This is a genomic window from Neobacillus drentensis (assembly GCF_036962125.1).
In the GTDB taxonomy this organism is placed as follows: domain Bacteria; phylum Bacillota; class Bacilli; order Bacillales; family Cytobacillaceae; genus Neobacillus; species Neobacillus drentensis_B.
Genome location: NZ_JBALOA010000004.1, coordinates 83,924 through 95,470 on the forward strand (window position 1 = coordinate 83,924; position 11,547 = coordinate 95,470).

The following is an 11,547-nucleotide window of genomic DNA, read 5'->3' on the forward strand; positions in this document are numbered from 1 at the left end:
ATTGGAGGAAGGATTACTGATGCATTTGGCACTCATTTTGAGCGGACTATTTTTTCTCATCCTTTTATGGCTTGTCCTTGATTTTCAATTAGGTAAAAAAAAGAACCTTTCCCTTGTCAGCAGAAATGAAACAGCCATTCTACATGGGAATTTTGATATATTCACGCATGGCAAAAAGTTATTCGCCGACTATTTTCATGAACTGCGGAACGCAAAGCAGCATATTCATGTACTTTTTTATATTGTCAAAGATGATGAAATTAGCGAGGAGTTTTTATCGGTCATAAAAGAAAAGGCCCGGGCCGGTGTGGAGGTGCGCCTGCTCCTTGACCGGCTAGGCAGCTGGAAGGTGAAAAAGGACACGATTGAGGCCTTGCGGGAAGCCGGGATTCGATTTGCCTTTAGCAATACCATTAAGCCGCCCTTCCTGTTTTATTCTTCACAGACTAGGAATCACCGCAAGATTACAATTATTGACGGGAAAATTGGATATCTCGGTGGCTTTAATATTGGCAAGGAATATATCGATGAGGATCCCTCTCTGGGGATCTGGCGCGATTACCATTTAAAAATTACTGGCAGGAGCGTCAACTTTTTGCAAAGTGAGTTTTTAATTGATTGGCACGAGTATGCCGGAGAGGATATTTTAGGTGATCCAATGTATTTTCCTGTCATTGCAGATGGCGACATTCGCCACCGGTTTGTTCCAACCGAAGCTGGGCAGCTCGAACAAAACTATCTTACACTTATTCAACAAGCGAATCAGTCGCTTATTATTGGCAGTCCTTACTTTATTCCCTGTAAGAAAATCTTAGCGGCCTTACTTTCGGCGATCAAACGCGGGGTGCAAGTCTCCATAATTGTCCCCTATACCGCTGACCATTTACTGGTACAAGAGGCTTCATTCCGCTATTTACGCAAACTGATTCGGGCAGGTGCATCAGTTTATCAGTATAAAAAAGGCTTTTACCATGCAAAAACACTCGTCATTGATGACAAAATCTGCGATATCGGCACCGCCAATTTCGATAAACGAAGCATGTATCTAAACAAGGAAATCAATTGCTATATATATGACCCTGCCTTTATACAGCGCCTAAAAGATATTCTAAAAAAGGACATGAATGACTCCGTGCGGCTGACACTAGCAGCCCTCAACAAACCAAACCCTTCCCGCACACTCAAAGAAGGCATCGCCGCAGTCATCTCATACTTCTTATAACACAATTGTCCACCAGGTGCGGAATGGTGTACACAGACTGTGTCAGGTACCCTATAAAAGTGGGACCTTATAAAAGAAACCAAGGAGTTTTATTATGAAGATTCGGTTTGGTTATGTTTCAACTGCGATTAGCTTGTGGGATGCGTCCCCGGCGAAGTCGCTGACATTTACGCGTTATCAGCAATTAACTCCCACTGAACGGGCGGAAAAATTGCTTGAAGTAACGAAGCAAAATCTGAATCATACGCTCAGAATGCTCTATTACAATATTGCTCATGAACTCGAGTTGTATCGTCTGTCTAGTTCAATTGTCCCACTCGCCACCCACCCTGAGGTGATGTGGGACTTTGTGACTCCCTTTCGCACTGAGTGGCAGGAGATTGGCGACCTTGTTAGAAAAAACAAGCTGCGGGTTAGTTTTCATCCGAATCAATTCACCTTGTTTACCTCGCCGCAAACGAAAATTACTGAAAACGCCGTGGGCGATATGAAGTACCATTACCGCATGTTTGAAGCGATGGGCCTCGAACAGGAAGGGCTGATTAATATCCATATTGGCGGTGCCTATGGTGATAAACAGAAAACACTCCCACGCTTTCACCAAAACTTGACGACCCTGCCCGTCGAGATTAAACGGGTAATGACCCTGGAAAATGACGATAAAACCTATAATGCGGAAGAAACCTTAGCCGCCTGTGAAAAGGAAACCATTCCGTTGGTTTTCGACTATCACCACCATATGGCCAATCTTTCTGATTCTCCATTGGAGGATCTGCTCCCACGGATTTTCGGCACTTGGAAACAGGCACGGTATCAGCCAAAAATTCATATTTCGTCTCCCAAAAATGAGAAGGAATTCCGCTCACACGCTGATTTTGTCGATCCTGAGTTTATCATGCCATTCTTGACGCTGCTACGCGAACTCGGGATGGATGTGGACTTCATGATTGAAGCAAAGGCAAAGGACCAAGCAGCATTAAAATTAATCGAAGACCTGAGCCGTCTCCGCGGCTTTAAGCGGATCAGCGGGGGTGCAATTGAGGTGAAGTAAAGCCTCGTTGGAAACTGGTCCATAGGCTGCAGACATAGGATTAAACAAGTTTGGTGTCGAAAAGTGAACCGTGGTCCATACAAAAAGAGTCTTCGAACGATTTCGAAGACTCTTTTCTATTCTTCAATTAAATTTAAGACAGGAACGTCTCGCTCGTTGTCCGGGTCCGTTCTTGAATAGATTCGCGCTACTTTTGCTGCTTCATCAACATGTTGAATAATCACAGGCGTTCCCTCGTAGGTAACATAAATCATATCAGCAGATTCAACAATTTCCTTGGCTCTACCCACATTCATCCGCTTCATCCACTCCTCCGTTAAAGTCCCTACTAGTATTTGCCATTTTGCAGTTACTATTCATTTATATGGACAAGCTCATAAAAAAAGACTCCCTTACCGAAGTAAGAGAGCCATCAGCCGTTACATTTTTTCCGGAGCGGAAACCCCAATCAATGCGAGCGCATTGCGAAGCGTGATTTGCACCGCCCGCACCAACGCGAGGCGCGCCTTAGTGCGCTCCATAGTATTAAGGTCAAGCACCTTTTCTGCATTATAAAAACTGTGGAACGTCGACGCCAATTCTACGATATAGTTCGTAATCCGGTGCGGGACACGCTTCACTGCGGCCTCCCCTACAGCTGCCGGGAACTCGCCAATCTTCTTCAATAAATCCATTTCCTTCTCGGATGTTACCAACGAAATATCGGCATCCGCCGTCACTTGAACTCCCTGCTCCTCGCCAGCACGCAGGATACTAGAAATCCGCGCATGGGCATAATGAGCGTAATAAACCGGATTTTCATTCGACTCTGACACCGCTAAATCCAAATCAAAGTCCATATGCGTATCGGAGCTGCGCATCGCAAAGAAATAACGCGTCGCATCGAGGCCGACCTCATCAACCAAATCACGCATGGTTACCGCTTTACCGGTCCGCTTACTCATCTTCATCTTCTCACCATTTTTATAAAGGTGAACGAGCTGAATAATCTCCACCGCAAGCGTATCCCGGTCATACCCTAACGCCTGAAGTGCAGCCTTCATCCGCGGGATATAGCCATGGTGGTCCGCACCCCAGATGTTAATTAACTTCTCAAAACCACGGTCCAGCTTGTCCTTGTGGTACGCGATATCCGGCGTCAAATACGTATACGAACCATCCTGCTTAATTAACACACGGTCCTTGTCATCGCCGAATTCCGTCGAACGGAGCCACGTCGCACCGTCCTCCTCATACACATAACCGCTCGCACGCAGCGCCGTCAAGGCCTCATCAATTTTCCCATTCTTATAAAGCGAAGTCTCCGAATACCACACATCAAACCCGACGCGGAAATCCTCAAGATCCTGCTTCAACTTCGCCATTTCATATTTCAGACCATACTCACGGAAAAATTCAAGGCGCTCGTCTTCAGAAACATTTGCATACTTGTCCCCAAATTCCTCCGCCAAGGTTTTCCCAATTCCAATAATATCGGCCCCATGGTAGCCGCCCTCCGGCATTTCTTTTTCCAAACCAAGCGCCTGGAAATAACGGGCCTCCACCGACAAGGCAAGATTATTAATCTGATTACCGGCATCATTAATATAGTACTCACGCGAAACATCATAGCCAGCCTTCGCTAAAATATTACAAAGCGAGTCACCTACCGCCGCACCGCGCGCATGGCCAAGGTGCAAGTCACCCGTTGGATTCGCCGATACAAACTCGACCTGAATCTTCTGGCCGCCACCAACTGAGGTCTCACCGTACTTTTCACCGGCATTCAACACGGTCGGAATCAGCTCGGTTAAATAACTATTATTCATATAAAAATTGATAAACCCTGGCCCCGCAATCTCAATTTTCTCAACCTGCGCCTTCGTGCGATCGATATTCGCAACCAATGCCTCCGCAATCACCCGCGGTGCCTTCTTCGCGACCCGAGCCAGCTGCATTGCCATATTCGTCGCATAATCCCCGTGAGCCTTCTCCTTCGGTATTTCCAGAACCACATCCGGAATCTGCTCTTCTGTTGCCAGCTCCGCCTTCAGCACCGCCGCGCGAATCTCTTCTTTTAACCTACTTTGCACTTGTTCAACTATGTTCATTGTTATCCTCCTGAAAGGTAATTTCCAAATGGTATGTACCTGCAGGCTTACCCTGCATCGAAAAATCATAAAGAATGTCAATCAGACCAGCAGAATGCTCGATTCGTTTTGCCAGAGTTATCGTTTCAAAAGAACCAAACGGCATTTCATAACTGCCGCGCGTCTTCTTATGCAAACGAAATGGCAGCCGCATCTTCACCGCACCACCGCGCAGTATCAGTGCCTCATCCCCGGCCACCTTCACAATCGTGCGAACACTGCCCTCATCCTGTACCTCCTCATACTTAAGAAACACAGCCCCATCCTTCTCAAGATAGCGGCCAAACAGCGCCAACTCATACACTTCCTTGCCGCCCTGCTGACGAATCGTCGTTTTCACATTAATTTTCATCGGAATTTCAGTTGTAGACAAACCTTATGGCACTTCCCTTTTTTTCTTTTTTAAAGGCTATGTTAAATTTGTCTGTTGATTTCCAAAATCAACATTAACCTTTAAACAGCCTTTTTAAAAAGGAACTCAGTTTCATTCTTTGGAATGGTTCTAGTCCTAGTAATTGACGTATCTGCTCTAATGCATACTTTTTCTATTATAAACATTGCTGGTGAACAAATCAAAAAATGCCTGACATCAAAAGTGTCAGGCACCAATAAACCGCTTTTCTGCTTATTTCACCCAGCCAAGCAGCATTTCACGAATCAATTTGCTCGCGGTATTTGCCGTTTGTTCTGATGGATCATAAATCGGCGCCACCTCAACAAGGTCACCGCCAACCACGTTCACTTCAGAGCGGGCAATCGCATGAATCGACGCAAGCAGCTCTTTCGAGGTGATGCCGCCGCAATCCACTGTTCCTGTGCCAGGCGCATGCGCTGGATCGAGGACATCGATATCAATTGTCACATAGACTGGACGGCCGGCAAGTGTCGGCAGGATTTCTTTTAACGGTTCAAGCACTTCAAACTTCGAGATGTGCATTCCATTTTGCTTCGCCCACTCGAACTCTTCCCTCATCCCAGAACGAATCCCGAATGAATAGACATTGCTTGGCCCAATGTGTTCCGCAATCTTGCGGATTGGCGTCGAGTGCGATAACGGTTCGCCTTCATATTCTTCACGCAAATCCGTATGAGCATCAAAATGGATAATTGCTAAATCCGGGTACTTTTTATACATGGCTTTCATCACCGGCCATGAAACTAGGTGTTCACCACCCATGCCGAGCGGGAACTTGCCTGCAGCAAGGACTTGATCGACAAAATCCTCAATGATGTCGATACTCTTTTGCGGGTTTCCGAATGGGAGTGGAATGTCACCAGCATCATAGTATTTAACCTCTTCCAGCTCGCGGTCAAGGTAGGCGCTGTATTCCTCCAAACCAATCGACACCTCACGAATGCGGGCCGGACCAAAACGCGAACCCGGGCGGTAACTAACCGTCCAATCCATCGGCATCCCGTATAATACAACCTGACTCTCCTCAAAATTCGGATGACTCTTTATAAACACATTTCCTGAATACGCCTCATCAAAACGCATCTATGATCCCTCACTCTCTATCTAGTAACTATAATTGGCCGCCTAGATAATATATTGACGACCGTAGGTTCACTTTTTTCTCGGATTCGGTCATTAAGAAGCCCTATTGGCGACCTCTAGTCCTCTTCTCTCTCCCGTTCGGTCGTTAAGTGGCTCTATTGGCGACCTCTAGTCCTCTTTTTTCTTCCGTTCGGTCGTTAATACCTATTACTTCACCAAATCCCCAACAAATTTCGGTAATACGAAGGCTGCTTTGTGTAGTTCTTTGGTATAGTACTTTGTTTCGATCTCATGGAAGCGGTCTTCGCTTACTTCTAATGGATCGTATTTCTTTGAACCAATCGTGAATGCCCACAAGCCGCTTGGATAGGTTGGGATATTGGCGACATATAAACGAGTAATCGGGAAGATTTCACGAACATCACGTTGGACATTTCGGATTAAATCCGCTTTGAACCAAGGGTTATCTGACTGAGCCACGAAGATGCCATCTTCCTTCAGCGCCTTCGAAATACCTGCGTAGAACCCTTTCGTAAATAGGTTAACAGCTGGTCCAACTGGCTCGGTGGAGTCAACCATAATAACGTCATATTCATTATCACTGTTGGCAATGTGCATAAAGCCGTCATCTACTTGCACATCGACACGCGGATCATCCAGCATGCCGGCAATCTCCGGAAGGAATTTTTTTGAGTACTCAATTACTTTGCCATCAATATCAACAAGCGTCGCTTTCTTCACACTTGGATGCTTCAACACTTCACGAATGACACCGCCGTCGCCGCCGCCGACAACAAGCACATTCTCCGGATTTGGGTGCGTAAACAGCGGCACATGGGCTACCATTTCATGATAAACAAACTCATCGCGGACAGACGTCATCACCATGTCATCTAAAAGCAGCATATTGCCCCACTCTTCTGTTTCAATCATATCCAGCTTTTGAAACTCGGTTTGCTCTGTATGTAAGGTTTTATTCACTTTCATGGTGATTCCAAAATTTTCGGTTTGTTTTTCAGTAAACCAAATTGTCATGTTCATCTTCCTTTCATTTCAGCTTATTTATCCCTCTATAGTTCAGCCCCAGTACCCTCTGACGTTATGGCCACAATGTACATTCCTTTATAGGCACTTCTGCTTTTCTTTTTATGCTACCCAAACTATTGAATTACAATCACAAGAAAAAGTCTAGCAAAATTTAAATAATTGTTACATCAAATGTTTAAAAAGATTCTATTTTTTCAATACTATTACTATCTATTTTTTTAAAAATTGGAAATCGGGGGTGCCTCCGCTTTCTAAAGGGGTGGTGAACGTAGTGGAAATCATGACTGATCAAGGGTTTCGGAAAACGATAAAATATTTGCGAGCAGTCATTATCATCAGTTTGATAGGCATGGTTTGTATGCTTATTCTCTTCCTTGGGATTCTTGGCTATGCAAAAATTTTAGGGGCACCACCGCTCGCCGTTCCGCAATCGACGTTATTTTTTGCTGATGACGGTTCCCTAATTGGCGAGAGCAATAGTGGTCAGAAACGGTATTGGGTCGGATTAAAGGATATTTCACCGGATCTCGTTGCAGCAACGATTTCCATTGAGGATAAAAACTTTTACGAGCACCACGGCTTTGATTTTAAGCGGATTGTCGGTGCGGTGTTAGCCGATGTTCAAGCGTTGGGAAAGGTACAGGGCGCAAGCACGATTACCCAGCAGTATGCTAGAAATCTTTTTTTGGAACATGATAAAACGTGGTCGCGGAAGCTGCACGAGGCCTTTTATACCATCCGTATCGAGATGAATTATTCTAAAAAAGAAATTCTGGAAGGCTATTTAAATACTATTTATTATGGCAACGGTTCCTATGGTGTGGAGGCAGCCAGCCAATATTATTTTGGAAAAAAAGCGTCTGATTTGAATCTCGCCGAGGCAAGTATGCTCGCAGGAATTCCGAAGGGACCAGGCATCTATTCTCCGCTGGCCTCGATGGAACATGCAAAAAGCCGCCAAGCAATTATTTTAAAAAGCATGGTGAAAAATCACTACATTACGAATAAGGAAGCAATTGATGCTGCGATGCGGCCTGTAAAGATCGTGGGCACCCACAACGTGCAAAAAGTGAAGGTAGCGCCTTATTTCCAAGATGCGGTTAGAAATGCCTTAAAAAATCAGTTACATTTAGACGACCGCACGATTGCCCTCGGCGGTTTAAAGGTTTATACCACACTTAACCGCAAACAGCAGGAGGCAGCAGAAAGCCAAGTTCATAAATATGTCGCCAATCTATCGGAAATTCAAGTCGGGCTTGTCGCAATAGATCCAAAAAACGGGTATGTCAAGGCGATGATTGGCGGCCGTGACTATGAAAAAAGCTCGTTCAATCGAGCCGTGCAGGCGATTAGACAGCCTGGTTCAACGATTAAGCCGCTCCTTTACTATGCGGCACTTGAGCAAGGCTTTACACCATCATCGACGATGCGCAGTGAATTCACGACCTTCCATTTTGATGATGGCCAGCCCGACTATACACCACATAACTTTAACAATAAGTATGCGAATGGCGAAATCACCCTCGCCCAAGCGCTCGCCGTCTCCGATAACATTTTTGCTGTCAAAACGCATTTATTTTTAGGAGAAGAGACTTTAATTGATACGGCCAAGAAATTTGGGCTTTCTTCAAAAATGGCGCAGGTTCCGTCCTTAGCGCTAGGCACTTCAGGGGTACGGGTGATTGAAATGGCCAATGCCTATAGTCTATTCGCTAACGGCGGAAAAAAGGTCAGTCCAACCCTGATTACGAGAGTGGAAGACTATAATGGCCATGTCATTTTTGAAAAAGAAAATGAGGCCGAAAAGATTTTGGACCCTGCAAAGGCCTATGTAATGACGCAAATGATGACAGGGATTTTTGATCCAAAATTAAATGGGTACGCACGGGTAACAGGCAGCACAATCATGAACGACCTTACGCGCCCCTATGCCGGGAAATCGGGGTCAACGGAAACGGATAGCTGGATGATTGGCTACACACCGCAGCTCGTTACCGCCGTCTGGGCTGGGTATGATATGGGAAAACCGATCGATCTAGTTGCCGAAAAAACGTATGCGAAGAATATCTGGGCCAATTTTATGGAAGAAGCCTTAAATGGAAAGCCTGTGAAGTCATTTAAGGCACCGAAAGAAGGCGTCACCGGGGTGTACGTCGACCCGGAAAACGGTAAACTTGCTACAAAAGATTGTCCAGTACGCCGCTACACCTATTACGTCACTGGCACCGAGCCAACCGAGTATTGCACCGAACATCTAAAGAGTCACGAGGCATTGCCAGGAGAACACAAGGACACTAACAAAAAAGTTCCATGGTATAAGAAAATTATGCCGTGGAGTTAGAAAGATATTTTATTAATATAGAAAAGCTCCGGAAAAATTTCCGGAGCTTTTCTTGTCCTAGTATTACAATGTTTTAACATTGAATATAATACTATAATTTTTTTAAAAAATTCAAGCATTAAATTTTTACTCAGCCAATAAACCTTGTTTAAGCTCGTCGGTTGAGTTGTTCCATAAGACTTCATTGTGATTGCGTAAGAATTCTGCTAACACCTTTTTCGAATGAGCATCCATATCCTCGACAATAATATGACGCTTCATCGACTTATCCATGCGATTTACATGTTCTGGCAAGGACTTGTAGCCGCGCCGGATTTCGCGGTCAACGGTCATGAAGCAGGCCGTAACGCCCGCATAATAAGGACCATCTTCCTTGCGGTCAATCGTTACCCAAACAAGCCAATACGGCTTTCCATTCGGCACCTCATCTTGATTTTTCAAGAATTTAATTCCCTTTTCCACGGCACTGCGTGCATGCATGGCGCCGATATCAATCTCCGCCTCACTAGCCTCGACATCAATGATGACGGGTGATACATTATCAAGGCTTAATGCGCCTTTTCCAAAGCCTTTATGGCCATCCGTTGGGTCACTTTTAATAATATTAAAACCAAGTTTCTTCTTATTTTCTTCCATAGAAACTCAAAACCTCCTAAAAAAACAACATAAAGAATTGTTGCAAGCCATCCCAAACCCACGGTATAACAACCGCGAAGATTGGCTCAATCGTATACCGATCAAGCGGGGTAAAAACTAAAATTAAAAAGATTAATCCGCCATACTGTTCATATTGTGTCATTTTTGCGCGAAGATGGGTCGGAGCTAAGTCTTCAATAATCCGGTATCCGTCGAGTGGCGGAAATGGCAGCAGATTAAAGATAAACAGAATAATATTAAGCCGGATAAATATTTCAAGAAAATCATTAAAACTGTCAGGCGGGGCGGCCCCGAATCGATCTAATCCAAACGCGACAATAAAGCCGAGTGAAGCCAAGATTAGGTTGCTTAAAGGACCAGCGACTGAAACAAGAATGCCTGCAAGGCGGGGCTTTTTAAAGAAAAAGCGATTAACCGGTACAGGGCGAGCCCAGCCGAAGCCGGCGATAAAAATCAAAAGCGTTCCAATTGGATCAAGGTGTTTGAGTGGATTTAACGTCAACCGTCCTTGCTTTTGAGCGGTCTTGTCACCAAATTTATAGGCAACAAAGGCATGCGCAAATTCATGGAACGTAAAGGCAATCATCAAGGTAATTGCCAAATAGGGAATCATACTTAACGGATAGGCAAGAAAACCAAAATTTTCCAACACCATTCTCCTTCCATCTCAAACGGTCGTCACTTAATGATGGTGCAGAGACTCCGTTTTCTTTCTATCTATATTCCTTTTAGTATACATGAAATCGTTTCAAAAAAGAAAATCAAAAGTGTTATCGGATATTGCACTTTTCGTCGAATTATGGAACACTAACATAGAAAAGCACAAACGCCCGTTTAGCCATAAAAACTTGCTCTGGGCGCCCTGTGTTAGTAAGTTAACAAATGTATTTGAATACGAATGGGAGGAAAACACATGCCATATGTAACAGTAAAAATGCTTGAAGGAAGAACCGAAGAACAAAAGCGGGAACTAGTTTCAAGAGTAACCGAAGTAGTCAGCGAAACCACAGGAGCTCCAAAAGAAGCCATCCACGTATTCATCGACGAAATGAGCAAAAACCACATCGGAATCGGCGGCGTTCGAAAGAGTGACCAATAAGGATGAAAGTGTCAGGTACCATGTGAAATTTTCACATAGTACCTGACACTTTTTCAATTATTAAAACTTAATCTCGTCATTGGGACTTCCAATCTTGATTTTCTCGAGCTCAAGTTTCATTTTTTCGGTTTCAGCTAGATAGTTGATATGTTTGAGTTTTTCAAGTTCAAGTTCATCCTTCAGCATAGAAGCCCTGATTTTTGACTGTTTCTGAAAATGTGTGGTAAGGATTGCCGTAATTGGAATGCCAAATACCATAATGACTGCAATTGTCCCTGTCATAGCGGATGCCCCCTCAAATGTTATGATTCTTACCTTCTTATCCAAATCATAACAAATCCTCTTTTAAAAGAGTATTTATTTATCAGAAAATTTATTAACAACAAGATTACCATTACAAGAACAACAATTCACATGAAACTAGGTATAATATATCTTTTGGATAGGTTCCGACGGACAAAATCATACATAACACCAGAGAAAAGTCCTTCGGCTCTCCTCCG

The 11,547-nt window shown here is 44.3% G+C and carries 12 protein-coding genes; 4 read left to right on the forward strand and 8 right to left on the reverse strand.

The window, feature by feature from the left end; translation table 11 throughout:
* Positions 1-19: 19 nt before the first annotated feature.
* Together cls and uvsE are read left to right on the forward strand one after the other, a co-directional pair.
* Positions 20-1,222 (forward strand): cardiolipin synthase, encoded by a 1,203-nt coding sequence (gene cls, locus V7121_RS03905; RefSeq protein WP_335545798.1) that lies wholly within the window; start codon positions 20-22, stop codon positions 1,220-1,222.
* Between the two features lie 94 nt (positions 1,223-1,316).
* A complete protein-coding gene (gene uvsE, locus V7121_RS03910; RefSeq protein WP_335545800.1) occupies positions 1,317-2,273 on the forward strand; it encodes a UV DNA damage repair endonuclease UvsE in 957 nt (318 codons plus the stop codon).
* Positions 2,274-2,389: 116 nt separating this feature from the next.
* Here the strand turns inward: uvsE and V7121_RS03915 are convergent, their stop codons facing one another.
* The 5 genes from V7121_RS03915 to speE all read right to left on the reverse strand — a co-directional run bounded on the left by V7121_RS03915 (position 2,390) and on the right by speE (position 6,935).
* Complete coding sequence (locus tag V7121_RS03915; protein ID WP_420490590.1) at positions 2,390-2,578, reverse strand: H-type small acid-soluble spore protein; 189 nt, start codon at positions 2,576-2,578, stop codon at positions 2,390-2,392.
* 114 nt (positions 2,579-2,692) lie between these two features.
* Positions 2,693-4,363 (reverse strand): arginine--tRNA ligase, encoded by a 1,671-nt coding sequence (gene argS, locus V7121_RS03920; RefSeq protein ID WP_335545802.1) that lies wholly within the window; start codon positions 4,361-4,363, stop codon positions 2,693-2,695.
* Entirely contained in the window at positions 4,350-4,775 is a 426-nt protein-coding gene (locus V7121_RS03925) for a DUF1934 domain-containing protein (RefSeq protein WP_335497132.1), read from the reverse strand. The genes argS and V7121_RS03925 overlap by 14 nt, the downstream gene beginning before the upstream one ends.
* Before the next feature lie 252 nt (positions 4,776-5,027).
* Positions 5,028-5,900, reverse strand: coding sequence for an agmatinase (gene speB / locus V7121_RS03930; protein ID WP_335497134.1), 873 nt, complete (start codon positions 5,898-5,900; stop codon positions 5,028-5,030).
* Between the two features lie 207 nt (positions 5,901-6,107).
* Positions 6,108-6,935, reverse strand: a complete 828-nt coding sequence (gene speE / locus V7121_RS03935; RefSeq protein WP_335497136.1) for a spermidine synthase — start codon at positions 6,933-6,935, stop codon at positions 6,108-6,110.
* A gap of 283 nt (positions 6,936-7,218) precedes the next feature.
* On the opposite strand from speE, the gene V7121_RS03940 reads away from it, so the two are divergent.
* The gene (locus tag V7121_RS03940; protein ID WP_335497139.1) at positions 7,219-9,288 is read left to right on the forward strand and encodes a transglycosylase domain-containing protein; all 2,070 of its coding nucleotides are present in this window, start codon (positions 7,219-7,221) and stop codon (positions 9,286-9,288) included.
* Between the two features lie 126 nt (positions 9,289-9,414).
* On the opposite strand, the gene V7121_RS03945 is transcribed toward V7121_RS03940, so the two are convergent.
* Together V7121_RS03945 and V7121_RS03950 are read right to left on the reverse strand one after the other, a co-directional pair.
* Complete coding sequence (locus V7121_RS03945) at positions 9,415-9,924, reverse strand: YwhD family protein (RefSeq protein WP_335545804.1); 510 nt, start codon at positions 9,922-9,924, stop codon at positions 9,415-9,417.
* A gap of 16 nt (positions 9,925-9,940) precedes the next feature.
* On the reverse strand, positions 9,941-10,558 hold the full coding sequence (locus V7121_RS03950) for a site-2 protease family protein (RefSeq protein ID WP_335497171.1): 618 nt from the start codon (positions 10,556-10,558) through the stop codon (positions 9,941-9,943).
* Positions 10,559-10,858: 300 nt separating this feature from the next.
* Between V7121_RS03950 and V7121_RS03955 the strand changes: the two genes are divergently transcribed.
* Complete coding sequence (locus V7121_RS03955) at positions 10,859-11,044, forward strand: 2-hydroxymuconate tautomerase (RefSeq protein WP_335497144.1); 186 nt, start codon at positions 10,859-10,861, stop codon at positions 11,042-11,044.
* 60 nt (positions 11,045-11,104) lie between these two features.
* Here the strand turns inward: V7121_RS03955 and V7121_RS03960 are convergent, their stop codons facing one another.
* Entirely contained in the window at positions 11,105-11,326 is a 222-nt protein-coding gene (locus V7121_RS03960) for a hypothetical protein (RefSeq protein WP_335497148.1), read from the reverse strand.
* Positions 11,327-11,547 lie beyond the last annotated feature (221 nt).

What these genes read in the sequence shown, in the direction of transcription:
- cls (WP_335545798.1), top strand. Translation starts at nt 20, where the DNA reads ATGCATTTGGCACTCATTTTGAGCGGACTATTTTTTCTCATCCTTTTA.
- uvsE (WP_335545800.1), top strand. Translation starts at nt 1,317, where the DNA reads ATGAAGATTCGGTTTGGTTATGTTTCAACTGCGATTAGCTTGTGGGAT.
- V7121_RS03915 (WP_420490590.1), bottom strand. Translation starts at nt 2,578, where the DNA reads ATGAAGCGGATGAATGTGGGTAGAGCCAAGGAAATTGTTGAATCTGCT.
- argS (WP_335545802.1), bottom strand. Translation starts at nt 4,363, where the DNA reads ATGAACATAGTTGAACAAGTGCAAAGTAGGTTAAAAGAAGAGATTCGC.
- speB (WP_335497134.1), bottom strand. Translation starts at nt 5,900, where the DNA reads ATGCGTTTTGATGAGGCGTATTCAGGAAATGTGTTTATAAAGAGTCAT.
- speE (WP_335497136.1), bottom strand. Translation starts at nt 6,935, where the DNA reads ATGACAATTTGGTTTACTGAAAAACAAACCGAAAATTTTGGAATCACC.
- V7121_RS03945 (WP_335545804.1), bottom strand. Translation starts at nt 9,924, where the DNA reads ATGGAAGAAAATAAGAAGAAACTTGGTTTTAATATTATTAAAAGTGAC.
- V7121_RS03950 (WP_335497171.1), bottom strand. Translation starts at nt 10,558, where the DNA reads ATGATTCCCTATTTGGCAATTACCTTGATGATTGCCTTTACGTTCCAT.
- V7121_RS03955 (WP_335497144.1), top strand. Translation starts at nt 10,859, where the DNA reads ATGCCATATGTAACAGTAAAAATGCTTGAAGGAAGAACCGAAGAACAA.
- V7121_RS03960 (WP_335497148.1), bottom strand. Translation starts at nt 11,326, where the DNA reads ATGACAGGGACAATTGCAGTCATTATGGTATTTGGCATTCCAATTACG.